General features: G+C 68.7%; 15 protein-coding genes. 3 read left to right on the plus strand and 12 right to left on the minus strand.

Annotated features, from left to right (window positions below; all coding sequences use genetic code 11):
* Positions 1-3: 3 nt before the first annotated feature.
* From QHF84_RS09410 to QHF84_RS09425, 4 genes are all read right to left on the minus strand, one after another.
* Positions 4-1,206, minus strand: coding sequence for an SGNH/GDSL hydrolase family protein (locus tag QHF84_RS09410; protein WP_281312876.1), 1,203 nt, complete (start codon positions 1,204-1,206; stop codon positions 4-6).
* 42 nt (positions 1,207-1,248) lie between these two features.
* Complete coding sequence (locus QHF84_RS09415; RefSeq protein WP_281312877.1) at positions 1,249-2,868, minus strand: ATP-binding protein; 1,620 nt, start codon at positions 2,866-2,868, stop codon at positions 1,249-1,251.
* Between the two features lie 154 nt (positions 2,869-3,022).
* Entirely contained in the window at positions 3,023-4,948 is a 1,926-nt protein-coding gene (locus QHF84_RS09420; protein ID WP_281312878.1) for a DUF3604 domain-containing protein, read from the minus strand.
* 37 nt (positions 4,949-4,985) lie between these two features.
* Positions 4,986-5,549, minus strand: a complete 564-nt coding sequence (locus QHF84_RS09425; protein ID WP_281312879.1) for a hypothetical protein — start codon at positions 5,547-5,549, stop codon at positions 4,986-4,988.
* A gap of 126 nt (positions 5,550-5,675) precedes the next feature.
* On the opposite strand from QHF84_RS09425, the gene QHF84_RS09430 reads away from it, so the two are divergent.
* Positions 5,676-7,043 (plus strand): serine/threonine-protein kinase, encoded by a 1,368-nt coding sequence (locus tag QHF84_RS09430; protein ID WP_281312880.1) that lies wholly within the window; start codon positions 5,676-5,678, stop codon positions 7,041-7,043.
* A gap of 10 nt (positions 7,044-7,053) precedes the next feature.
* Positions 7,054-8,049, plus strand: a complete 996-nt coding sequence (locus QHF84_RS09435; protein ID WP_281312881.1) for a hypothetical protein — start codon at positions 7,054-7,056, stop codon at positions 8,047-8,049.
* On the opposite strand, the gene QHF84_RS09440 is transcribed toward QHF84_RS09435, so the two are convergent.
* The 6 genes from QHF84_RS09440 to QHF84_RS09465 all read right to left on the minus strand — a co-directional run bounded on the left by QHF84_RS09440 (position 8,050) and on the right by QHF84_RS09465 (position 19,401).
* Positions 8,050-10,083 (minus strand): DUF4215 domain-containing protein, encoded by a 2,034-nt coding sequence (locus tag QHF84_RS09440; RefSeq protein WP_281312882.1) that lies wholly within the window; start codon positions 10,081-10,083, stop codon positions 8,050-8,052.
* 7 nt (positions 10,084-10,090) lie between these two features.
* Positions 10,091-12,346 carry a DUF4215 domain-containing protein gene (locus QHF84_RS09445; protein WP_281312883.1) on the minus strand — a complete coding sequence of 752 codons (2,256 nt, stop codon included), beginning with the start codon at positions 12,344-12,346 and terminating at the stop codon, positions 10,091-10,093.
* A 10-nt stretch (positions 12,347-12,356) separates the two neighbouring features.
* The gene (locus QHF84_RS09450) at positions 12,357-15,068 is read right to left on the minus strand and encodes a MopE-related protein (RefSeq protein WP_281312884.1); all 2,712 of its coding nucleotides are present in this window, start codon (positions 15,066-15,068) and stop codon (positions 12,357-12,359) included.
* Positions 15,069-15,089: 21 nt separating this feature from the next.
* Positions 15,090-16,217, minus strand: coding sequence for a tetratricopeptide repeat protein (locus QHF84_RS09455; RefSeq protein WP_281312885.1), 1,128 nt, complete (start codon positions 16,215-16,217; stop codon positions 15,090-15,092).
* 15 nt (positions 16,218-16,232) lie between these two features.
* Complete coding sequence (locus QHF84_RS09460) at positions 16,233-17,708, minus strand: serine/threonine protein kinase (RefSeq protein ID WP_281312886.1); 1,476 nt, start codon at positions 17,706-17,708, stop codon at positions 16,233-16,235.
* A gap of 253 nt (positions 17,709-17,961) precedes the next feature.
* The gene (locus QHF84_RS09465) at positions 17,962-19,401 is read right to left on the minus strand and encodes a sigma 54-interacting transcriptional regulator (protein WP_281312887.1); all 1,440 of its coding nucleotides are present in this window, start codon (positions 19,399-19,401) and stop codon (positions 17,962-17,964) included.
* 525 nt (positions 19,402-19,926) lie between these two features.
* Between QHF84_RS09465 and QHF84_RS09470 the strand changes: the two genes are divergently transcribed.
* Positions 19,927-20,709, plus strand: a complete 783-nt coding sequence (locus QHF84_RS09470) for a hypothetical protein (RefSeq protein WP_281312888.1) — start codon at positions 19,927-19,929, stop codon at positions 20,707-20,709.
* A gap of 12 nt (positions 20,710-20,721) precedes the next feature.
* On the opposite strand, the gene QHF84_RS09475 is transcribed toward QHF84_RS09470, so the two are convergent.
* Both QHF84_RS09475 and QHF84_RS09480 read right to left on the minus strand, forming a co-directional pair.
* Positions 20,722-24,276 (minus strand): VIT domain-containing protein, encoded by a 3,555-nt coding sequence (locus QHF84_RS09475; protein WP_281312889.1) that lies wholly within the window; start codon positions 24,274-24,276, stop codon positions 20,722-20,724.
* A gap of 46 nt (positions 24,277-24,322) precedes the next feature.
* Positions 24,323-25,546, minus strand: coding sequence for a hypothetical protein (locus QHF84_RS09480; RefSeq protein WP_281312890.1), 1,224 nt, complete (start codon positions 25,544-25,546; stop codon positions 24,323-24,325).
* Positions 25,547-25,637: the final 91 nt, after the last annotated feature.

Consider the following 25,637-nt stretch of genomic DNA (forward strand, 5'->3'; position numbering starts at 1 on the left):
GGCTCACCAGCCCTTGGCCGTTTGAATGGCGGCCGCGAGCTTGTCCGCCATCTTCTGGTGCGTGGCGACGCTCGGATGGTAATCGCAGCCGATCCCGTCCGCGGCCGAGTTCTGCTCGCCGAGGTCCACGAACCCCACGTTCGTGTCGCCCTTCGACTTGCGGGATTCGATCGCCGTGTTGATGTACTGCTTCGCCTTCGTCAGGTGCATCGCGCCGGCCGGGTACGAGTCGGAGAGCATGGAGCCGACGGCGCAGAGCAGGTACGCGTTCGGGTAATGCCCGCGCAGTTTGTCCAGAAATCCGGAGAGCGCGTCGACGTACGCCTGCGCGGGGTCCCCCTTGGCAAAGTCGTTCGTCCCGAGGTTCACGACGACGACGTCCGGGGTGTAGGAAAAGTCCCAGGTCGAGGTGGGATCATCGGCGAGCGTGCGCTCGAAGCGGATGGGCATCTGGTTCTCCGTCGCGCCGCTGTAATCGCGGTACACGCCGATCCCCGAATAGGAAATCCCCACGTGCGCGGCCCCGAGCTTGCGCGCCGCGATGGCGCCGTACGCCGAATACTCGTCCTCGGTCTCGGGCGAGAACGGGCACGCCGGGCCCACGCCGGTGTTGCCATAACCGCAGGTGATCGAGTCGCCGATGAGCTCGATCTTGCGGCTCCACGGCTCGGGCGTGGGGACGAGCGCGCCGCCGGGCGCCGGCACGAAGCCCTTGAATTGCACGACGCCCACGAACGACTCGGTGCGTTTTTCGAGCAGGACCGTGTGCTCCCCGGCGGGCAGGTTCGCCGCGAGCGTGTACGTCTCCTTCGCGCCGCTCGTCGCGAGGTCGGCCTCTGGCCCATCGTCGATCACCACGGCGAAATGGTTGTTGCCGGCGTCCGCGAGGCGCACGTCGAGGCCCGTGCCGGAAAAACGCGCGACGATCGTGCTGCCCGGCCAGGCGAAACGCGGATCCGCCTCGTTCGTGAATCGACCGATGAAATGCACATCCGCCGTGGCCCCGCCGCCCCCCGCGCCGCTCGACGACGAGGACCCCGAGGAAGACGACATGCCGCTCGACGACGCACTACCGCTCGACGACGCGGAGCCGCCGCCGGCGCCGCCCGAGCCCGACCCCTGGGAACCTCCCCCGCCCGAAGGCGAGCTGCAAGCGAGGGCGAAGAGAGCGAAGGAGGCAAAGGAGGCGAGCGCGAGCTTCTGCATGCGCCCGAGGATCGCTCCCCGGCGCGCCGGTGGCAATAGCGATCACGTCCCCGGGGGAATCGAAATCGTGCCGTGTGATTCGTCGAGCGGCATCCTCCACCGCGGCAGCTCCACGCAGAACGTGGAGCCCACGCCCGGCGTGCTCTCGACCCGCACGGTCCCGCCATGGGTCTCCACGATCTGCCGCACGATCCAGAGCCCGAGGCCGAGGCCGCCGAAGGACTGGTTCGAGACGGCGCGCTCGAATCGCTCGAAGATCTTGCCTTGATCCTCGGGCGCAATGCCGACGCCCTGGTCGCGGACCGTGAGGCGCGCCGTGCCGTCGTCCGCCTCGAGCTCGAGCTCGATCGGCTTGCCGCGGCCGTACTTGATCGCATTGCCGAGGAGATTCGTGACCACCTGCTCGAGCCGGAGCCGATCCCACGTGCCCCAGAGAGGTTTGTCATGGTGAAACGAAATGGGACAGCCGGCCTCCTCGGCCTCGCGCCCGAAGCGCGTCACGACGTCTTGCACGAGCGCGCAGAGGTCGACCTCGTCGAGGCTGAGATCGAGCTTGCCGGCCGTGATGCGCGAGACGTCGAGCAAACGATCGATGAGCGCCGCGAGCCGCCCGGCCTGCCGGTGGGCCACCTCGAGCGCGGGCGCCATGCGCTCCTGCGAGGCACCCGCGCGCGCGTCGCGCACGAGGCGCTCGAGCTGCAGCTTGAGCGGCGTGAGCGGCGTGCGGAGCTCGTGCGAGGCGACGGCCAGAAAATCGTCGCGCGCCGAGATCGCCTGCAGCGCCTCTTGAAAAAGGTTCGCGTTGTCGATGGCCTGCGCCTCCATACGCTTCGCCTGCTCGCGGATCCGGTCCTCGGCGAGCTTGAGCGGCGTCACGTCCACGTCCATGCAGACGAATTCGCAGGCCCCCGCGATCGTCGGGATCGCGAAGATCGTCGAATACACCCAGACCTCGCTGCCGTCCTTGCGGCGGCACGACCATTCATTGGGCCCGTTCGGTCTCCCCGTGCGCGCGATCTCCTCGAGCGTCTCCACGAACTTCTGCGTCGAGGGCGTATCCAGCATCATGCCGTCGAGCGTCTTGCCCACGACCTCGTCCTCGGACCAGCCGAAAAGACGCTCGGCCGCGCGATTCCAGTAGAGCACCCGGCCCTGCGCGTCGTACCCCTCGATCGCGATGTTCGGCGTATTGATGACGATCGCGCGCAGGCGCGCCTCGGCATGATTGAGGGCGGCCTGCGCGAGCCTCGTGACCGTCGCGTCCTGAAAAATCACGACGCCCCCGCGGACGCGCCCTTGCTCGCCGAGGATGGGCCGCGCGGAGACGAGGACGTGAATCCCCTGCGGCGTGCGTGGGTTCTTCACGTAAAGCTCGACGTCGTCCACGCGGTCGCCCTGGAGCGCCCGCCAGAGCGGGACGGACTCGGTGGGGCAAGGCGTCCGTTCGTCCGGCAGGAAAATGCCAAAAGCCTCGTTCCATACCTCGGGCGAGGCGTCGACGGGGAGACCGACCAGGCGCGCCGCCGTCTTGTTCCACGCGACGATCCGGCCGGCCTGATCCGCGACGATGATCGCCTCGTCGAGCACGTCGAGGGCGCCGCGGAGGAGAAGGCCGGCCTCGGCGTTGAGATCATGAATGCCGGAGAAGGCGTGTTTCATCATGAGCTCCTCGCGCTCCCCACGGGCCCTCGTTCTGCTCCATTTTGGCCTCCTCTTTCTTCACGACTCCGGAAAGTTCGTAGTCGCGGCGGCGGAGGTTGTCGAGGGCCCGCGTCCGCCGCCGAGGACCGACAGGCCAAAAGCCGGCGGGCGACCTTCACGGCCCGTACCAGATCGGCGAGCTCCAGGCGCGGTGCTGCACCGTCTTCGGGACGGACGCGTCGGCGCACGCCACGGGCGCCGACGCCGGATCGAGTTCGTTGCATTCGTACGTACTGTAGCGGCAGCTCGGCACCTCGACGGCGCGGGCATAATAGAAGGCGCGCTCCTTCGGGTCGAAATCGGGGTCCGTCCAGACGACGCAAAGCTCCGCTGCGCCCTCGGCCAGGACCTCGCAGGTCGACGTATCCACGGACGGCTCCTGGGCAGCCGTGCCCGCGACGTCGTACACCTTCTCGTATACCTTTCCTTCACGCACGTAGCCTTTGATGATCTGGAGCCGCTCGAGCGGCCGACCCGGCCAGCTCGCCGTGCCGGGGTCTGCGCTCGCCTGCACGAAAAACGTCGGATCCGATCCCGACGACGCCCCGAGCATTCCGCCCATGGGGACGCCGGCCGCGTAGGCCTCTTCGAGCCGCTCGGGACGCCCGCAGAGGCCCGCGTCGTAGCCGAAGCCGCCGAAGAAGCGGATCGGAATGCGGGGCCCGCTCGTGGCGAAGGTCTCGCGGCGGCGGATCGACTCGAAGATCGACTCGCGCGAATTCTCCTCGGCCCAGACCCCGGCGAGGCCCCCGGGATTGTTGATGACGCCGTCGTGCGTCTCCGTGCCGGCGCCGAGGCGTTTTTCAGGCGTGTCGTCGACGAGCCCGACGTGCCCGGGAAACCCCACGCTGGAGGTGTTGCCCGGCGTGCCGTTGTGCGTGTCGGTCGAGCCGATGAGGCCGAACGAAAAGGGGTTCGTCCCGAGCCGCTCGGCTTCGAGGAGCCCGGTTTTCAGGACATACCGGAGGAAATCGTGCCGGTGCGTGCATCCCCAGAGTCGCATGCCGCCCGAGCCGGGTTTGTCCCCGCATTGCTCGTCGTCGTCCGGCCGGAGCTCCTCGAAGTCGCAGAGCGGATCGACCTCGGCCTCGACGTCGAGGAAGCCGTTGCGGCACTCGCTCGATCCTTTGTGCTGAAAGATCTCGGCGACGGGCTCCATCTCCGCCCGGAGCGCCGCGCGCGAGGCCTCCTCCTCGATCGTCGCGCCGCCGGGATACGTGGGATCGAAGAGACGGCCGTTCGAGAGGTTCGAGTTGTGCGGCAAAACGAGCACGTCGCAGCCATTCTCGGCATTTTTGCATCCGTCGCGCAAGAGCGTCCAGAGATCGAGCGGCGTCGGGGCCTCGAAATACGTGACGGGGAGATCGGGCACGATGTCGTTCACGAAGATCACGTTCCGGTGCAGGTTCGAGATCCCGAACGTGTTCGTGTATTCGTATCCGACGAACGTGGTGAAGGAGCAAGACGCCGTGCGATCGTAGGCCGCCTCGGCCGCGTCCTGCATGGCCTGCCAGCGCTCGCGCGCCGCGGCCTCGCAATCCTTGCCCTCGCCGCAGAGCTCGGCCACGCGCGTCGGGTTCGCCTGGGAGAGGCGCACGGCGAACGTGGAGGCGCCCTGCCCGACCTCCTCGCGATACGTCTGGCAGGTGAACGTGTCGTACTTCGGCGACGTCGGCGTCATGCAATGGTACATTTCGCCGAGGAACTCGCCGTGATCGGTGACGGCCACGAAATCGAGCGGCCTGTCGATCCGGGCCTCGCGTGTCCCCTTCCCCGACGCGTCGAGCGGCGGCAGGAGGATCGCCTCGCCACGCGCGAAGCGATACGCGTCGGCCGGCGTGACCACGGTGTCGTACGAGCGCGCGTCGAAAGAAAATGCCGTGTGGACGTGAAGATCGCCATAGAGCGGGACACGCGTGGGTACGCGCTCCGCGCAAGGAGCGCGCGGCCGCGGCACGCGCGCGGGCGCCGCGGGGGAAGGCGCCTCCGCGCATCCGTCGAAGAGGAGGGGAAGGAAAAGAGCGAGCCTGACGATCCTCACCACTCCATGAAAAACGGGCCCGGCGCCGCCGTCAAGCTCAGCAACCGGGCACGGTGACGTCGACGTCGAGCACCGCCGCGGCCGAGACCCGCGTCTCCTCCGGCGGGCGCTTGCCTTTCGTCGTCGTCGTGAGCTTCATCGAGGGGGCGACGACGTAGGGTTTCAGCTCCGCGCCGGACACGACGAGGTCGAGGGAGGTCTGGCCCTTCGGCACGGGATCGAGCTCGGCCACGAGCACCTTGGGTTGTCCCTCGGTCTCCGCGTAAAATGCGATCGATTCGATGAAATCGAAGTTCGCCCCCGCGGGCCCGTCGATGACGAGCGAGAGGGAGATCATGCGTACGGAATCGACGTCGTCCTTCGTGACGCCCTGGTTGTCGAGCTCCTGCGTGAGATTGATGCTCTGGAATGCGTCGAACGCGAGGACGCCGAGCAGCTCGTCGAGGACCGTGCCGGCGGGGATCGTCGCCTTGGCGCCGACATCTACTTCGAAGTTATCGATGTTGTCGCAGCTCGCGACGACGGCTGCCGCGACCGCGAGGGCGAGGTTCTGAAGCGCGACACGGCGGGCCATGCGCGCGACGGGGAGCGGCTTGTGCATGCCTCATTGAGCCTCGATCCACGGCGCGTCGCAAGAGGCCTAGCGCACGAACACGTCGTTCCCGGAGGCCCCGAAACCAGCTATGATTCACGGCCCCCGGCCCGTCCGGTCTTCCCCTGAGCTTCCATGCGGCAAATCCTGATCGCCCCTGGCGACGTCCTCCTGGACAAATACCGCGTCGAGCGCGTGCTCGGGCAAGGCGGCATGGGCTTCGTGGTGGCGGCGCGGCACACCGGGCTCGACGAGCTGTTCGCGATCAAGCTCATGCTGCCCGGCGCGCTTTCGAGCGAGGATGCGGGGCGCCGCTTCCTGCGCGAGGCGCGCGCCGCAGTGCGGCTGAAAGGCGAGCACGCCGTGCGGGTGCACGATGTCGGGCGCCTCGCGGATGGCTCGCTCTACATGGTGATGGAGCACCTCTCCGGCAAAGACCTGAAGACGCACCTCGCCGAGAACGGGCCGCTCCCCGCCGCCGAGGCCGTATCGTACATGCTCCAGGCCTGCGAAGGCATCGCCGAGGCGCACGACCGCGGCATCATTCACCGCGACATCAAGCCCGCGAACCTCTTTTTGACGAAACGGCGCAACGGGACGCCGTGCATCAAGATCCTCGATTTCGGGATCTCGAAGCAAGCCGCCGGCGAGCGCAGCGGCGACATCACGAAGACCGGCACGATGCTCGGCTCGCCGCTCTACATGTCGCCCGAGCAGATGGCCCACGCCCGCGAGGTCGACAAACGCACCGATATCTGGTCGCTCGGCGTCGTGCTTTACGAGCTGCTCACGGGCAAACCCCCGTTCGACGCCGAGAGCTTCACCCAGATCGTCTACCGCGTGACGAACCTCGATCCCACGCCGCTGTGCGAGGTGCGGCCCGAGCTGCCGAAAGAGCTCGGCGACGTGGTGATGCGTTGCCTCGGCAAGGACCCGGAAGGCCGATTCGAAAGCGTGGACGCGCTCGCCGCGGCGCTCGAGCCCTTCGGCAGCGCGCCTCCGTCGAGCGTGCCGGCGCGAATGGACGAGCCCTCCGATGCGACGTCCGAGAGCGAGGAGACGGCGCTTTCGAGCTCGAACGATGGACGGGAGAAGACACGCGCCGGAAACAACAGATTCGTGATTGGAGCGGCCCTCGCCGTCGCGGCGGGCATGACCGCGCTGCTCCTCTTCACGAGAGGCGGGGACGAACACACGACGCCGCCCGCACCCACCACGGCCGCCGAATCGAATCCCGGCACGGAGCCCGTGGCTCCTGCCCCGCGTGAGCCCGAGACGCCCGCTCCGAAAGACCCGCCCGCGCCCGTCTCCGCGCAAGCGGCGGTTTTGGCCTCTGCGCCATCGCCGCCGAAGCCGGTGAAATCCGGCGGATCGTTACGCCCCGCCAAACCCACGGTCGAAGCGGCGCCTCCAGTCGTGGGCGCTTCGCCGCCCGCGCCCGCGCCGAGCTCCGCGCCCACACCGCAGAGCTCCGTGTCCCCCCGCAAGCACAGCTTGTTCTAGGAGCCCCACGTTGCGCCGGCCCGCTCGCCTTCGTATTGCCCTCGCCCTCTCGCTCCTTTGCGCGTCCTCGCCGGCGAGCGCGCAGGCGGTGGATCCGCAGAACGTGACCGCCGCGCATGCGCTCTTCGATCAGGCCATCGCCGAGATGGAGGCCGGACGATACGCGAGCGCTTGCAAGAAGCTCGAAGAAGTGACGCGCCTTTTGCCCCGCGCGCTCGGGGCCAGGCTCGACCTCGGCGATTGTTATGAAAAGACGAACCGCCTGGCGAGCGCCTGGGCGCAGTTCATGACCGTGTACGACATCGCCACGAGGGACGGCGAATTCGAGCGAGCCCGGGAGGCGGGCCTGCGCGCCGAAGCGCTCCGGCCGCGGCTCGCCACGCTGTCGATCGAGGTCGCGCCCGAGGTCCGCAAGATCCCGGGCCTCTCGATCACGCGCGACGGGCTGCCCCTCGGCGAGGCCCAGTGGGGTTTGCCCCTGCCCGCGGACGCCGGGACGCACACGATCGTGGCGACGGCGCCCGGATACGAGCCGTTCACGAAACGAATCGATGGGCTGCTCGACGGCGCGAAGGCCGAAGTGAGAATCGAGCGGCTCGCGCGGGATCCCAAGGCAGCCGTGCGCCCTTCGGGAGGGCCGATCGTGATCCAGGCGCCGCCGGACGTGGCCTGGCAAAGGCCGACCGGAATGATCGCCGCGGGCATCGGCGGCGCCACGCTCGTGTCAGGGCTCGTCGCGGGAGGGTTCGCGATCATGCTGAACCAGCAAAGCAATGCGCCGGGGCGCTGCGACGCGCGAAACGAATGCGACGCCGAAGGGCTCGCGTTGCGTCAAACGGCGCTCGCGACGGGACACGCGGCGACGGGGCTCGTGGTCGCCGGCACGGCGCTTCTATCGGGCGGGGTGCTGCTCTGGGCGCTTTCCCCAGAGATCCACACGAAGGGTGCGAATGCGCTCGGCGTGCGAATCACGCCGCGAGGAATCGGGTTCTCCGGGTCCTTTTGATCAAGGAAGCGCCACCGGGAGCAGGGCGTCCCCCATGTGGCTCTCTTCGGTCCCGCGCGGGTCGGTGTGCCCGAGCCCGAGCTGGCCGGAAGCATTGTACCCCCAGCATTTGACCGATCCGTCGCTGAGCAGGACGCAGGTATGCCGGGGACCCGCGGAGAGTTGCAGGACCTTCTTTCCGATGCCGAGGTTGACGGCGGGCAAATCATCCCCCATCTCCCCATCCCCGATCCCGCGAGGTTTGTCGTTCCCGAGGCCGAGCTCGCCCGCATCGTTGCGACCCCAGCACTTGACGGAATGGTCGTCGAGGAGCGCACACGTGTGCCGGTTGCCGGCGGCGATCATGATGGCCGTCCGATTCTCGCCGAGCGCGACGGGGTGGAGCGCATCGCCCATTTCGCCCTCGTCGAGGCCGCGATTTCCCTGCTTTCCGAGCCCGAGCTGGCCTGTGTCGTTTTCCCCCCAGCATTTGACGGAGCCGCCTTCGAGGAGCGCGCACGTATGCGACGCCCCCGCCGCGATCGCCACGGCCCTCTTTCCGGTCCCGAGATCGACGGCGGGGAGCTCATCTCCCATCTCGCCGAGCTCGTCCCCGCGGTCCCCGGCCTTCCCGAGACCGAGCTGGCCGACGTCGTTCGAGCCCCAGCATTTGACGGAGCCCCCATCGAGGAGCGCGCACGTATGGAACGCACCCGCCGCCAAGGCGAGGGCTTTTCGGCCATTGCCCAGGTTCACGGCCAGCAGGTCATCCATCGCTTCTTTGCTCGTCCCCCGATCCGCTCCGTCGCCCAGGCCGAGCTGGCCCATACCGTTCGCCCCCCAGCATCGAATGGATTGATCCTGCAGGAGCGCGCACGTGTGGGCCGCGCCGGCGGCGAGCGTGACGGCCCGTTGGTTTTTCCCGAGACGAACGAACGGCAGATGGTCGCCCATTTCCTCGCTGCCGTCGCCGTACATCACGCTATTACCGACGCCGAGCTGCCCGTTCGCATTGGCTCCCCAGCACTGGATCGAGCCATCTTGCAGGAGCGCGCACGTGTGCATGCTCCCGAGCGCGAGCCCGACGACGCGCAGGCCCGGGGCGAGCTTCACGGCTTCCAGGGAAGGACCCATTTCGTCTCCCTGGTCCCCACGATTCTCCTTGTCGCCCTGGCCGAGCTGGCCGGATTCGTTGTATCCCCAGCACTGCACGGACCCGTCCTGCAAGAGGGCGCAGGAATGGCCTCGGCAAGCGAGAACTCCGATGCCGCAGAGGTTCCTCCCGGAGAGCTCGATACGAAGGACGGGCAGTCGGCAATCCGAAGGGCAAAGGTCGCCGTCCGTCGTATTGCCGTCGTCGCAGCTCTCGCCGGGATGGACGATTCCGTCACCGCACGCGGGGATCTCGCAGCGCGCGGTGCATCCGTCGGTCGGGTCGGCATTCCCGTCCTCGCACGATTCGAGCTTCACGGAGTGAATGCCGTCGCCGCAGACGCACCCCTCCCCCTCCTCGTCGACGAGCCCGTCGCAATCATCGTCCACCCCGGGATCGAGGCAATTTTCGGGTTTCGGCGTGACCTGGAGGGTGCACGCCGAAACCTCCACACCGGCCTCGCAGGCGACGAACCCGGCGACGCACGCGCCGCGGCCCGCCGTTTCGTGGGGGCCATCGTAACAAGACCCGAATCCTTGCAGCCGCACGTGCGTCGCGGTCGTCCCCTGGCAACGATCCTCCGTGCACCAGTTCCCGTCGTCGGGGACGTCGGTGCCGCTCGGGATCCGCGTGCCACGGCCCGCGCCGTCGCACACGAGCTCCGCGCAATCCCCCTCGACCTGCGCCGCGAGCGGCGTGCCCTCGGCGGCAAACGTGTACACGCAATGATCGGCCTCGCACGCCACGCTCTCCACGCACTCTCTTTCGAGGGCGGGACAATCCTCGGTGACGTGGCAGCGTGGACGCGGATCGAGCTTGCCCTCGAAAATGCCGGCGATGGCGTTGCATGCGCCGAGGACGAGGCAAAGCCCCAAGCTCGCGAGGGTTCGTCTCCGCTGCATCGCGCCCTCAATAAAGCTTCACCGCGAGCAGGCCGTCGCCCATTTCGTTTCCCTGGTCGCCCCAATGCTCTGTGTGGCCGAGGCCGAGCGCTCCAGCCTGCGGGAAGACGCCGGATACCGAGTTCTGGCCCCAGCATTTCAGGCTGCCATTTTCGAGGAGCGCGCACGTGTGCATGGCGCCGGCCCAGATCGAAATCGCGCGGAGCCCCGAGCCGAGATCGACCGCGGGCAAATCCTCAACCATCGGGGAGCCGTCGCCCCCCCGAGGCATCGCGTCTCCGAGCCCGAGTTGACCGCATTCGTTTCGGCCCCAGCATTTGACGCGACCGTCCTGCAAGAGCACACAGGTATGCCCGCCGCCGACGGCGAGCGCAACGGCCTTCGCGCCGGTCCCGAGCCCCACGGACGGGAGGGAATTCCCCATTTCCGTCTTCTGGTCGCCCTGATGCAACGTGTCCTCGATGCCGAGCCCGAGCCGCCCATATTGATTCGAGCCCCAACATTTCACCGAACCGTCGTCGAGGAGCGCGCATGTATGTTCGTCCCCCGCCTCCACGTCGACAGCCCGTCGACCCTCACCGAGATCGACGAAACCGAGGTGGTTGCCCATTTCGCCAGGATTGTCCCCTCGATCCACCGTATCGCCGAGCCCGAGCTGGCCCTTCCGGTTTTCGCCCCAGCATTTGATTGCGCCATCACGCAAAAGTGCACAGCCGTGGTACATGCCGAGGGTCACGTCGACGACCTGCACGCCGACGCCGAGGTTCACGATGGGCGGCTTGTCCGCGAGCTCTTTCTCGTCATGGCCGCCGCGGGCGTCCGTATCCTCGAGGCCGAGCTGACCTCGATTGTTGTTGCCCCAGCATTCAAGGGATCCGTCGACGATCACCACGCACGTCACGTTCATTCCGACGGCCACCCGCGCGACGCTCCTGCCCGGCCCGAGGTCGACCGGCGGCAGGTTCACGCCCATCTCGCCGGGCTCGTCGCCCCGATTCTCTTCGTCGCCGAGGCCGAGAGCCCCACCATAATTCTGGCCCCAACATTTCACTGCGCCGTCCTCGAAGAGGACACAAGCATGGGACGTGCCCGCCGCGACGTCGACGATCGGGACGTCGGTGCCGAGATCGATCGGCCCCAAGGTATTCATTTCGCCGGGTTGATCGCCGACATGATCCTGGAAGCCGGTGCCGCGCCCGAGCTTGCCGAAGAGATTGCTGCCCCAGCATTTCACGCCCTGCCCCGCGAGCAGCGCACATCCGAATACCGCGCCGAGGCTGACCCGCTTCACGGGAGGCGAAACGCAGGTCGACGGGCACGCATCCCCGTCTACCTCATTTCCATCGTCACAGATTTCCCCGTTCGCCACGACGCCGTCGCCGCACTTCGCGAGCTGGCAAGCGTTCGTGCAGCCGTCGAACGGCAAACCATTTCCGTCATCGCAAATCTCGCCCGGATCGAGCACGCCATTGCCACAATGGCACTCGAAGGCGTCGTCCTCGAGACCATTACAATCCTCGTCCATGCCCGCCGGCTCGCACACTTCCTTGCTCGGCGCGCGCTCGCCCTCGCAGGGCCCGTACCCGAGCCCCGAAGGCTCGCACGTCTTCTGCCCGGCATGGCAGGGGCCCACGCCGAGCGTCTCGGGGGGCCCCGAATAACAGGGCACGACCTCGCCCGGGACACACACGCATCCCACGCCCGATTCGTTGGTCGCGCCGTCACAATCGTCGTCCTCGGGAGATTCACACGACTCGACCACGGGCACCCGCTCGCCGAGGCAAGGTCCCACGGGCTGCCCGCCCTGGCATTCCTGCACGCCCGCTGCGCACCGGCCAATGCCCAAAGTCTCGTGAGGCGCGGTGTAACAAAGCGCCGAGACGAGGTCGATGTGCGTCGTGACGAACCCCTCGCACGCGTCATCCGTGCAAGGGTTCCCGTCATTCGCGGGATCGCCGGAGTCGAGCTCGATCTTCGACCGCCCGGCGCCGTCGCACACGATCGCGCGGCAGTCTCCGACGGTTTGTCCGTCGAGCCGCGTTCCCTCCGGCGCGTCCTCGAATTTGCAGAGGCCCTCGACGCAGCCGAGCACCTGCCGGCACGCAGGCTCCACCACGAAGGCCTCGCATTCAGAGGGGGCAGCACATCGAAGCGGATCGGCCAGGTGCGCCTCCTCGATGCCCGCGAGCTCGGTGCAATTCACGCCGAGGAGGAGCGTCGAGAGGACGACGAGGATCTCGCGCCGGAATGCTCTCGCTCGCACGACGCTCGTCTCAATTCATGTACGCCCCGCGATCCCAGACACCCGCCTGGGGCCGCGCCGATTGCAGGATGTCCGTCGTGACCGTGCCGTACGTGGCCTGGTTGTAGACGTTTTTCCCGGTACCGTCGCCCTGGCCGCCGGTCTTCAGCCGGAGATCACCGCCCGTCGCATTGATGAAGACGCTCGTCACGGTGGGCGTGTTCGTCGTGTCGTTGGCCGAGGAGGCCAAGGGGACGGGCGTGCTGAAGAGGTTGTTGTTGAACCCGAAGACGAGGTTGCCCTCCGCCGAGTCGAGCGAGACGCCCGCGCCCGCGCCGAGGTTCACCGCCGTGCTGCCGCCCGTGATGCTGAACAGGATGTTGTTCGTCAGCCGCCAGCGCATCTTGCCGCTCGACGCCGCGGTGCCCCAGACGCCGTACGTGCGGGCGAACATCGTGTTGTTCGTGAAGATCAGGTTGAAATCGACGCCGCCGTTGCTCCCCAGGAAATTGACGAGGTAGGCATTGTTGCTCGCCGCCTCGAGCACGTTGTTCCGGGCGATCAGGGAGGCCACGCTGGCCGTGTTCGGCCCGGATCCATTGATCGCGTACGTCGTGGCGCCGCTGCTCTTGCCCTCCACGCAGACGCGATTCGAATCGAGGATCGTCGCGCCGCGCTGATTGCCGAACTGGATGGCCGCGTGCGTCGTCGAGGTGGTCGAGCGGGCGTACACGTCATTGCCGAAGAGCGTCGACGTGCTCCCCGGGCAGGCCGTCGCGCCGAGGGCGGCCGAGGTCGTGGCGCCGCCGCTGAAGAGCGTCTCCACGTAATTGCGCACGAACGTGCCGGCGCGGAGGTTGTGCTGCGTGAGCGAGGTCGTGGGCGACGCGAGCATCCGGAAGCCACCCCAGACCGCCTTGTTGTGGTCGAGCGTGAGCTGCCCGTAAAATGCGGTGGGATACGTGTCCGGGTTCCAGTTCGCGAACGAGGAGCTGAACCCGCCCTTGATCGTGAGCTCCTTGGCCACGATGACCGAGGTCGAAGCGTAGCCGCCCTGCGCGACGAGGATCGTGGCCCCCGCGGGCGCCATCGCCACGGCCTTGCAAAGCGTCGCCCAGGCCTTCGCGGGGCTCTTGCCGTCGTTGTTGTCATTGCCCCCGGCGGCATTGACGTAATACTTGACGGCCGTCTCCGCGATCGAGACCGGGATCGTCGACGTCGGGGGGAAGATCTGCTCGCAATTCGTCGTGAGCGGGTTTTGCGCGGGGATCGCGAAGCTCGTGCAGCTCCCCGAGGCGATCGTCGTCGAGCCGCAGGAGCCGCAGGCGAGGCTCTCGTCCACGTCGCCGTCGCAATCGTTGTCGAGGCCGTCGCAGATCTCGGCCGAGGGCTGCACGTTCTGCACGCAGGTGACGATGCCGCCCACGCACGTCTCGGTCCCCGCCGCGCACACGCCCTTGTTGAAGGAGAGCGTGCAAGCCGCGCCGCCGTTCGGGTTGCCCTCGTCCGTCATCCCGTCGCAGTCGTTGTCCTTGCCGTCGCAATACTCCATCTGGGGCAACATCGAAGGCTTGCACTGGAGCTCGCCCATCACGCAGAGCGTCTTGCCCGGCGCGCACTCGCCAGGCATGTCCGTCGTGCACGGTTTGTCGGCGTCGACGCCGTGCGTGTCGATCTCGCCGTCGCAGTCGTTGTCCTTGCCGTCGCAGATCTCGTCCACCGGCAGCGGGGCGGCGCAAATCAAGGCGCCCATGAAGCATTTCGTCTTGCCGAACGCGCACTCGCCCAGTTGGGCCGTCGGGCAGTCGAAGCCGCCGCCCGGGTCCCCCTCGTCCGTCGCATTGTCGCAATCGTCGTCGACGTTGTTGCAGGTCTCCATCGTGGGCTTCGCGTCGGGGATGCAGTTGAGCGCACCGCCGTCACAATGGTACGTCCCCATGGCACATTGCCCCGGTGACCCCGACACGCACGCGCCGCCGCCGCCCGGGTCGCCGTTGTCGACGATGCCGTTGCAATCGTCGTCCTGGCCATTGCAGATCTCTTCGACCGGGTCCTTCGGCGTGCATTCGGGCGGATCCCCGCCGGCCGGGTTGCAGGAGGACACGGTCACCTGGCAGGCGCCCTCGCCGCAGACGATCTCCGGGAAGCCATCGTCGACGACGTTGTCGCAATCGTCGTCGACCGCGTTGCAGGTCTCGATCGAGGGGAGCGTGTCGCCCTCGCAGGGCCCCCACGTGTTCTCGGCGATGCACGTCTGCGAGCCGTCCTTGCACGCGCCGATGTTCCGCGTGTCCGCCGAGCCGGTATAACAGGCCTGCGTCTCGCCGACCTTGCAGGGGCAGCCCTCGTCGACCTGGCCATTGCAGTTATCGTCGATGCCGTCGTTGTCGTCGTCGCAGAGCTCGTCCTGCGAGGGCAAGCCGGGCACGCACGGCACGGTCGTGCCGTCCACGCACGCCTCCACGGTCACGCGGCAGACGCCGTCCCCGCAGCTCGCGAGCGGCAGGTCGTCGATCGTGCCATTGCAATCGTCGTCGAGCCCATCGCAGGCCGTCTCCACGGCCGTGCATTCCGCGCCGCCGGTCCCACCCTGGCCTCCGGCCCCGCCCTGGCCGCCGCTGCCCGTCCCGCCGGGCCCCGTCTGCACGAGCACCGGATCGTCGACCCCGAGGGCTGCATTGCACCCGACAGCCCCCGCCCCAACCCCCATGAGCACGAGCCCAAGCACCAATGCACGCCGCATGACCGAGTTCCCTTTCGGGCGCTAGAATTGCCCCGTCCAGAACAAAGAAGAAGGACCCACGACAAGCGACGTCGTCTGCGTCTTCGTGCGCTTCGGCGCGGTCAAGAAGAGGGCGAGGCCGCCGGCGAACGCGACGCCGCCCGCGACGAAAAGACCCGTGGAGAGGTTGCCCGATTGATAGGCGTCCTTGCGCGCGTCGTAGCCGAACTCGTTGCAGGTGTTGCCGGCGCAATGCCCGTCCACCTCGCTCTCGTCGCGCTTCTCGATCGCGCGGAGACCAAAATACGTGCCGACGGCGCCTGCCCCGAGCCCCGCGATCCCGAGCCCGAGGCCGACGATGCGCTGGGTGCTGAAAAAGCTCTCCTTCGGCGTGTCCGGAATGCGGTCGGACGCGCGTATCTCCCGCGGCCCGGAGGGGCCCTGCGTCGTCGGCGGCGTCGGCGGCGTCGCCGCATTCGTCCCCTTGGGCGGCTCCTGCTTCGTCTCCGGGGACGGCTTCGGCTCGGGCTTCGGCGCGGCCTCGTCCTCGAGCGCCTGCACCGCGACCGTGAGCTCCGCGCCCTCGGCAATGGCCAGGCTCTTCTCCCAGGACCTTTTCCCCGGCGCGCTGGCGTCGACCACGTGCTCGCCACGCTCGGCCGGCAGGCGCGTCCCGATGACCTCCCGCGCGAGCGGGGCCCCGTCCAGCGTGACCACGAGGCTCGGCAAAACGAGGACGGCCTCGGGCACGGTGACCGTGATCCAGCCGAGCCGCGGCTCGATCTCGCCCATCCGCGATTTCGCCTCGTTGCCGCGCTTTTGCGCCGTCGATTTCTCGGTAAAACTCTTCGACGTCGAGGCGATGCGCGCCGCGTCGTCCACGATGCCCCGATACGTCTCCCACGCCCGCGCGAGCCGGCCCATTTTGCGATAACAATCGCCGAGGCCGATGCGCGCGCCGAGGCCCGGCCGCAGCTTGACGACCTCCTCGTATTTCGGGCACGCCGTCGCGTAATCCTCCGCGATGAACGCCGCGCGCGCCTCCTGGAACAGCGTATTCGCCCGCGCCTCGTCGGCCGGGTCTGCCGCGCGCGCGCCCGACGCGACGAGGACCCCCCCGAGCGCGACGAACGAACGAACGAGCCACGCGCCGGGTTTTCCGCTCATCATGGGCAAAGCCGTCTCCTAATCGATCGAGGTCGGAGGCTCGTAGGGCTTGCGGGTCGACTTCGTCCCCGTGCTCTTCGTGGAGGGAGGCTGCGTTCCGGTGGAAGCCGGGCGTACCGTTTGCCCGGACGATCCCGTTTTTCCGGACAAGGCCGCCGTCTGCAGAGGCGCAGGTGTCCCGCCCGCCGGGGCAGGCTCGACGTCGATCGCCTCGGCCTCGACGTCGGGCGGCGACGGCGGCGGCGCGGGATTCGCGAGCTCGGTGCGCGGCGCCTCGCCCGCCGCGATCGGCGGAAGCGGCACGGTATCGGGCAACCCCGCTCGCGCGACCGAGCGCGGCGCCCCGCCGACGAGCGCCTGCACGCCGAGCCCACTCACGACCGTGAGCACGAGGCAAACAAGCCCCACGAGCCCCGGCGTCCAGCGCGAACGCACAGGCGGCGCAGGCGGCGTCGAGGCCTGAATCAAGGCCACCGACGCGCGTGTCGTCGACGCCTCTTCGAGCGGCCGTTCCGGCCCTTCGGAGCGCCGCACGAGCGGGATCGTCAGGTTCATCCGGAACGAATCCGGCCCCGACTCCGCGTACTGATCACGCAGCTCCGCGATCGCCTCCGTCGCGCGCTGGAAACGATCCTCGGGGTGCAACGCCGTCGCGCGGGCGAACCAGCCGTCGAACCAGGCTGGCAAAACCATGCCGCGGCGGCGGAGCGCGCGCGCCGTGGGCATCTCCTCCGGCCCCTCGACGACGCGACGGATGAGCGCGTAGACGCCGTGCTCGCGCGCCTCTTCCTGCCAGTACGCCTCGCCCGTGAGCATCGTGTACGTGATGTGGCCGAGCGCGTGGATGTCAGTCGCGGGCCCGATCTGGCTGCTCTTGCCGGCGATCTGCTCGGGCGCCATGTACGTCGGCGTCCCGACGGCCTGCGTCATGTTCGAGTTCGTCCCTTCGGAGACGATCTTCGCGATGCCGAAATCGAGGATCTTCACGCACGGCGTGCCGTCGTCGCGCTCGGTGATGAAGAGGTTGCCCGGCTTGAGATCACGGTGGACGATGCCCGCGGCGTGGGCCTTGTCGAGCGCGAACGCGACCTGCCCGAGGTAGACGAGCGCCTCGTCGATCGGGATGTGGCCGCGCTTCTTCAGCATCGCGCCGACCTCCTCGCCGTGGAGCAGCTCCATCACGAGGAACGGCATGCTCGTCGGTTGATCGATGCCCGCGTCGGTCACGCGCACGACGTGATCGCTGCGGAGTTCGCCGGTGATCCGCGCCTCCTGGGCGAATCTGTCCCGCAGCACCGCGTCCTCGAGCACGCCGGGCAGCATCACCTTGAGCGCGCACAGGCCGTGGGTGCGCTCGTCGCGCGCCTCGTGGACCGCGCCCATCGCGCCCGCCTTGATGCCCCGAAGGACACGATAACGCTCGTGAAATAGCGTTCCAGTCGGGAGAAAGACCACGCTCGGGGCGCCCATGCCGTCCTCGGATGATTGCCTCATTATGCCAGAGTTCGGGCGCGCGGGACCAAGATCGTACGCGTTTCGCGTGATCCGGATCCCGACCCCCCTCGGGAGTTTGGAAGCGTGGCTCGGCTCGCCGAGCTACGCCCCCATCGTCACACCGACCCTGGCAGCCTGTGGACTTATCTGCTGCGCGCCCCGAATCGTCGGTCGACATCGCTCGAAATCCTTCAGGATTCCTCGCTCCGTCGCCCTAGCTTCGGGGCGCTCGCGACGATAAGTCCACAGGCTGCTAGCCCTTCTTCCGCGGCCGGGGGATGTTGTAAGCCGAGAGCTTCGAGACGAACGTACGTCGAGGCATTCCGAGCATCGCCGCGGCCGCGGTCTGGTTGCCCGCGCATTTCTCGAGCGCGTCGATCATGCGCTGCCGCTCGAGCGAGCCGAGCTCCTCGCGCAAGCTGCCCGACGCGATCGTGTCGACGGCGCTGCCGCGGAGCTGCGACGTCGCATCGTCGGCGGTGACCGTGAACGACTGCAGCGGCGGGTCCATCGTGGTGAGCGGGACGGTGCCGGTGAGCGGCACGTTCCGCGGCGAAGAGGCCGTGCCTTGCACGCGCCCCTCCAGCACGAGGTCCTCGGGTCGGATCACGCCCTCGCAGAGCACGACGGCGCGCTCGATGGCGTTGCGCAGCTCGCGCACGTTGCCCGGCCAGTCGTAGCTCGTCATCGCGGCGAGCGCCTCGCGCGTGATCTCCGGCGGGCTCCTGCCGATCGAGGCCGCCGCGCGCCCCGCGAACGTCCGCGCGAGGGGCTCGATCTCCGAGCGACGCTCGCGCAACGGTGGGATCGAGAGCGCGATGCCGTTCAGCCGGAAGTAGAGGTCCTGACGGAACGTGCCCTTCTGCACCTCGCTCGCGAGGTCGCGGTTCGTCGCGGAGACGAAGCGCACGTCGATGGGCCGCGGCGCGAGCCCGCCGACGCGCATCACCTGTCGGTCCTCGAGCACCCGCAAGAGCTTCACCTGGATGCCGAGCGGCAGCTCGCCGACCTCGTCGAGGAAAACCGTGCCTTTCTCCGCGGTCTCGAAGAGGCCCGGCTTCGAGCGCACCGCGTTCGTGAACGCGCCCTTCTCGTGACCGAAGAGCTCGCTCTCGAGGAGCGACTCGCTCAGCGCGGCGCAGTTGAGCCGCAGGAACGGCCCCGAGGCGCGCGGCGACTTGCGGTGGATCGTCTCGGCGAGGACCTCCTTGCCGGACCCGGTTTCGCCGAGCAAAAGCACGCTGATCGGGCCCTCCGCGACGCGCTCGGCGAGCGCGTAGAGACGCTTCATCGCCTCGTCGCGGATGACGTAGCTGCTCGGCGATCCGTCGCCGCGCACCTCGGGCTCTTCGTCGTCGACCTTGCGAACGACGAGGATCGTCGAGCCGAGGTTGATGGCGTCGCCGACGCCGAACTCCACGAGTTTTCCGGGCTCGACGCGCGTGTCGAGCAGGCGCACCGTCCCGCCCGCGCCCTTCTCGCGACGCACCGTGGTTCCGTTCGCGCTGCCGAGGTCCTCGATGCGCAAGGGTGGCCCGAGGTGGATCTGCGCGTGACGGCGCGAGACCGAGCCGTCGTCGATCCGGACGTCGCTCTCCTCGGCGCGTCCGAGGATCACTCTCCCCTCGGCGGGCAGCGGGTGACGGGTGACGCCGCCCGCGGCGAAGACTGCGAGCTCGAGGCGCCCCTTCACGTTCTCGTCGTTCCCTTCGTTCCGATGGAAAGCACCGCTCGCGGAACCGTAGGTCGAGCACGCCCCGAAACGCAAGCCACCATGCGCCTGCGTGTTCGCTTCGAACCACCCCCGAGGTGGGCGCGGGTCGTGTGTGGCCTCGCGGAGCGGCTGTCGGGCGTGTTCACGGTGGGCTCGCTTCCCTTTTCTCGGCGTCCCCGCCCACTCCGTCCGGGCCGCGAGGATGCCGGACAGGCCCTCCACACGAAAAACGTTTCCTTGTCAACAGTCATGTTCGATGTGCGCGAATGTACCAATGAAACATGGGTGCGGAGGTGCGCGCCGCACTGTGGAGCCTGCATCGCATCCCTGATGAGGGAAAGCATCACCGTAGGGCATGCGCGTCAGTGCGATTCCTCCCGAACGAGGGCTCGCGAAGCGCCAATCGAGCAGAATCGGCTCGACAATCCGATGACGGTTCCAGTTTCCCGGCCTTTTTCGCTCGTGGCATGGCGAATGCAAATTCATCCGCGCGAGGCATTCCCCATGAACAGCTTGAAGACTCTCTACGAACCACGCGTCCTGTCTCTCCGCGCGGAGGTCGAGAATGACCACGTCCTCGGCGAGATCCTGGCGGAAGACGCATCCCCCGTCCTGGTCGAGTGCTTTTTGCTCGAATGGTTCGCCCGGACGCCTTACCTGACGCAGCCGACGGCGCGCTGGTCGCGGCGCGCCGCCGAGCAATGCGACGCGCTCGGACTCCACGACGTCGCCCATTCGTTCCGCGAGCACGCGGCGCAGGAAGAGGTCCGCGCCTCGCTCGTCCTGCGCGACGCGCGCGCCGTCGCCCAGATCGTTTGCATGCGGTGCGGCATCTCGATCGACGTCGCCATGCTCGCCGAGCGCCCGACCGTGGTCATGCGCGCCTATCGCGTGCTGAACGAGGAGGTCCTCGGGGCGGATCTTCTCCTCGGGTATGCGGCCATCCAGTACGAGATCGAGCGCGTCACGAGCGCGCTCGCCGTGGGGCTCTTGATCCAGTCCCAGCGGGTGCTCGGCGCAGAGATGGCCGAGCGGCTCACGTGGCTGCGAAAGCGTTCGTCGGTCGGCGTGGAGCGCGCGGCGCTGTATGCCACGACGCTGGAGACGATCCTCGACCAGATGCCCGACGCCGCCGAGCAGCTCGCCGAGATCGGCGCGGGCGCGCTCGACATCTACCGGCATTTTTTGCGCGAATGCGTACAGGCGGCGCATGCGAGCGCGCGCGCGATCACGGGCGAGCGGTCTTCTTCGAGCCCGCGGAGCTCGCAGCCCGAGCTTTGCCACTGAGAGGAATGCGTTTTACAGGGAGGTACGGGCGACCCTGCGGAGCCGCTCGATTCCTTCCTCCACGTCGGCGGGCGTGATGTCGCGGAAGCGGAGCGGCGAAGGGCCGGGTTTCGAAGGGTCGTAGGCGAGGCTGCGCGGGCGCACGTTCCCCTGGCGGAGGACGTCGGTCACGAAACGGACGCGCTCCTCCTGATCGGCCGGGACGAGCACCTTTTCGTATTTCGCGAGCACCTCGGCGATGTGCTCCTCGATGCGTTGTTTGTCGAGCTCGGTCTCGGCGACGCCGGTGATGATCGGGATCAAGAGGTTCGCGCGTTCGAGCGGCAAATAAAGGCCGCGGGCCGTCCGCGCCACCGTCTTGAACACGTCCTCGGCGCCCACGTATTGTCGCAGCGTGGGCAGGCAGCCGACGGCGTGAATGACGATGCCCATCTCGCGGGCGTTCTCGGCCTGCGCATACCAGTGGTGCCCGCAGGGGCAGCCCTGGGGGAAGGCGTCGCCCGAGGGCTCCACGCCGTGCGGCGGCGCGTCGCCGACCCAGACGACGACCCGCGCCGCGCGGGGCCGCCAATCGAGCCGGACGAGGTCGTAGAGCCCATCCGTCACTGATTCGGGGCCGTCGCCGCCGCCCGAGGCCTGCATACGCTCGACGCCCTTCTTGATCGACGCGATATCGTCGGTGAGGGGCACGACGCGGCTCGCGAAGGAGCGATCCTGCGGAGGATGGTCGCGATAACTGACGAGGCCGAGGCGCAGGCTGCGGCAAAGCGGGGCGCTCCGGAGCGCGTCGATGATCTCGACGAGCCTGCGCTTCACCTCCTCGATGTATGCGCCCATGCTGCCCGTCTCGTCGACGAGGAACACGAGGTCGAGCTCGCCGACGCCGGCGCTCGCCACGCGGGCGAGCATCTCCGGCGAATAGGCCTCGGAGTCGCTCGATTGCAAGGGCGGCGCGCCTTGCGACCGGCCTTGCGGCGCCCGCCCGGCCGGAGCCGGCGCAGCCACGGGTTTCGGGGCGGAGACGCGTGCTTCGAGCTCCGCGGGCTCGTGCGGCATGCTCGGCGCGTCTTCTTCGTCGTCCGCGAACGCGGACTCCATCGGCATGAAGTCCATGGTCGCCGGCGCAGACGGCGCCTCTTCTTTTGCCCTTCCGCCGATTCCGAGGGCTTCCTTCACCTTCGAGAAAAACCCTCCGCCGCGCTTGGCCGCTTCGGCCGATTCGGGGGCGAACGGCGCCGGCGCGGGCGGCGGCGGCGCAGGCTCGGCGCTGGGTGGCGCGCCAAACGCCGGCGACGGAGGGGGCGGGCCTGCCGCCGCGCGGGGCGCGGCCATGGCGGCGCGCCCCGGCACGGGGGCTCCACGCGGGGCCGAGCTTCGAATCGTGCGGGCGCGCGGGCTCCTCGAATGCTCCTCGGCGCCGTCCTCGGCATCGTCCTCGAAGGATATCGAGCGGGCGGAGAGCATATCCATCGCGCCGCCGCCCCCTCTCTCCCGACTTGCCCCGCCCCCCTTCGCCATTTTTTCGCCGAACCCCCCGGCGCCTTCCGCGGCCGGCTCGTCTTCCGCCTCCTCCTCGAATTCGTCCGCGTGCGAGGCTACCGCCTCCATTTGCACCTTCTTCGCGGGCCCTTCGACGCGTTTTTCGCTGTCCTCGGCCACGAGCGCCGTGTACGGGCTCAGCAATTTGTGCTTGAGCGCGAGCGCGAGCACCTCCATCCGCACCTCGGCCGCCTCCCCGGGCGCCTCGGCGAGCCGGGCCAGTCGAGCGTCGATGCGGAGCCTCGCCCAGAGCCGTTCGAGCCCCGGGATCTGATCGGATTGCTCCGGCAGCTCCACGTCGACCTCCTGCCGGAACGGCTCGCCCGTCGCGCGCTCGGCCGTGAGCACGAGCCGGCTCTTTCCCGACCCGGCGAAACGCCCGAGGAGCTGCACGGTTTGTCCTCCAAAGAGCTCGGGCGCCGGATTCGGATACACGTCCACGGGCATCGCGTCGTCCCAGGACAAACGCAGGTTCGTGAGCACGGGGCCGGCCTGGCGGACGCGGCGCGCGAAACGCGGCACGACGGTCTCGACGTCCTCGCCGGGCAAGAGCACGTCGCTCGCGCCTCCGCCCGCCCGCGCGAGCCGCTCGACGAGATAACGATTCACCGAGGGACCCACGCCGAGCACGTAGAGGCGCGTCTCCTTGCCGAGGATCTCCGACGCGCGCCGGAAGATCCGGCCCTCGTTGCCCACGGCGCCGTCCGTCAGCAAGACGACGAGCCGCGTCCGGCCCTTCTCGGATGGCAGTTTCGCCGCGCGGACGAGCGCCTCTTCGAGCTCCGTGCCGCCGCGCGCCGTCACGCCTCGAAGGAACACGTCGATCTGCTCGACCCATTCTTTCGTGATCGGAACGAATTTTTCGCCTTGCTGATCCGCGGCGATCCGGTCGTGATCGAACGCGAAGACCTGCGCGCGATCGTTCGGCCCGAGGTGATCGAGGATCAAGCGCACCGCGCGCCGCGCTTGCGGCAGGCTCTGCCCGCGCATCGAGCAGGAGCGATCGACGAGGAAAACGACATCGCGCGGAAGCCCGACCTTGGCGAGCTCACGCGTCGCCGCCACGACGGCGCCGCAATACTCGCATTTCCACGCCGGCCCGAGGCCCGGCCATTCCTTCACGACCGAAGGATCCCGCAGCGCACCGCCGCAATTGTTGCAGCGGAACGTACGATGATCCCCGGCCGGCCCCGCCTCCGCCAGGGAAAGATCCTCGATCGGCGCGACAGGCGGCGTCACGACGAGCAAAAACGTGCCCATCTTGTCCGCTTGGCGCTCGAAATAAGCCCGCGGCCGCACGCCCTTGTCGTGCTGGGCGTGATAAGCGAGCACGAAATCCCGGTTCGCGACGGTCTCCGACGCATGCAGCTTCACGCGGAATGCGCCGCCTTCGAGCGGCTCGAGATCGATCCGGTGTGAAGGCGAGCGCGGCGGCTCGATCGGCGTGCCAGGGCGGATCTCCACGCTGACGCTCACGTCCGCTTTCCGCTCGCCCGTCGCCGCGCGCGGCGGCCGAATCGCCCCCGCGTCCGCGACGTCCGCGGCCGTCTTCGCGTGGTAACGCTCGGTCGTCACCATCGGGAACACGAAGCGCCACTCGCCCTCGTCGAACGCGAGCCTCTCCTGATAACCGAGCGTGACCTCGATCGTCTCGCCGTCCGGGATGTTCGCGACGCTCAACGTGAACAGGTTCGGCCGATCCTGTTCGAGCAAGGTCGCGCTGCGCCCCTCGCGCCGCGCGGCCTCGTAGGCGCGCTTCGCCTCTTCCTTTTCCTTGACGACGGCCTCGACCGTGCGCTCGCCGATGCGAAAACGCATCGTGTGCACCGACGCCTCGTGCGGCAGCGGGAAGAGGTATTCGGCCTCGATGGGCCCGCCCGTCGTGTTGCGGAAGCGCTGCTTCAGCGTGACGCTCGCGACGGGGCCGTTGATCTTGGCCTCGACGTCGGTGTGTTCGAGCGGCAAAGGCGCGCCGCCGGGCGTGCGCATCGTCCCCTGGGTGATCTGGTCGGTCGTGGGATCGGTCATGGCGGGCCGAGACCGATGCTACACGGATCGGCGCGGCTTTCGAGGGTCACGACGTGCGTTTGCTCGGATCGAGCGCGCAGAGCGAAGCGACGAGCGCCGTGAAACCAGGCGCGCGCTCGTCGGCCGAGCGCGACGAGCGTGGTCCGTCCTCGGGCGAAAGAAGCCGCTCGGCCGCAGGCAATCGATACCCCGATCCGAGCGCCACCGCGCGCAAGAGATCGGACGCGTCCTCGCGCCGCTCCTGATCCCAGTCCGTCTCCACGATCGACACGAGCAGCTCCGCTTGCAGCGGCACGTCGCCGATCGCGAGCGCCTCGGCCAGCGCGGCCCAGCAGAAATCGGCCGACGTCGCTTCGCCGAGCAGCGCGCAGAGCCTCGCCACGCGCGCGGCGAGCCGCACGTCTTCGAGCGTGCCCGGCCGCGCGCGCCATTTGCGTTCGAGTTGCCCGAGCACCACCTCGGCGAGCGCGCGCGCCTTCGTCGCGTCGCCGAAACACGCGAGCACCTCGGCCCGACGAAGCTCGAACACGAGCCGCTCCGCTTCACCGGCCTCGACGGTGTAACGCGCGGCGAGCGCGAGCGCCTCGTCCGGGCGGCCGAGGTGGCAAAGCGCGGAAAGCGCGGCCTCCTTGCGCGCCCATTCGAGCGCGGGAGGATCCGTCGCGCCGCGGCGCGAGACGAGCGCGAGCGAAACCACGTCTTCGAGCCTGCGCGCCGCGAGCAGCGCCGAGAGCGCCTCCGTCGCCGACGCGAGCGCGATCCCCCGCGCCGCCGTCGGCTCGAGCGCGAGCACGCTCTCCCATTGCGCGCGCGACACGCGGACGAGCCCCGCGCCGATCTCCGCGCCGAGCCCGAGCGAACGCACGCGCCCGAGGTGCAAAAGCGCCTCGTCGAGCCGACCTGCCGCGCGCTCCGCGGCGCCGAGCCCGACGAGCGCGGAGACCGCGAACGCGAGCGCCTCGGCCGATCGCTTTTGCCGCGCGATCGCCGCATAAAATCGGACAGACGCCTCCGCGATGCGCCGCGCGTCCTCGTGCCTGCCGAGGTGACCTGCGACGATCGTGGCCTCCTCGAAGCAGGGCGCGAGCGCCGCGAGCCTGTCCTCGCGGCTCTGCGCAAGGGCCCGGGCGAGCGCCTGCGTGATCGCCCCCGACCAGGCGGCGAGCTCCCATCGGACGGCGCGGCCGCGAATGCTGAGGAATTCATCGGCGACGAATCGATCGTCCACGCCCGAGCGCGCCGCGGGCGAGCGCTGTGCAGCAAGGTTCATGCGAGCCTCGTTGAAACCACGTACGTCCGCCCGCCGCGCGGCGCGGGCAGCCGGCGCGTCCGGCCCACCCTCGCCGCGTCCCTCGATCGGC

The sequence above is a fragment of the Polyangium sp. y55x31 genome (assembly GCF_029946505.1).
Lineage (GTDB): Bacteria > Myxococcota_A > Polyangia > Polyangiales > Polyangiaceae > Polyangium.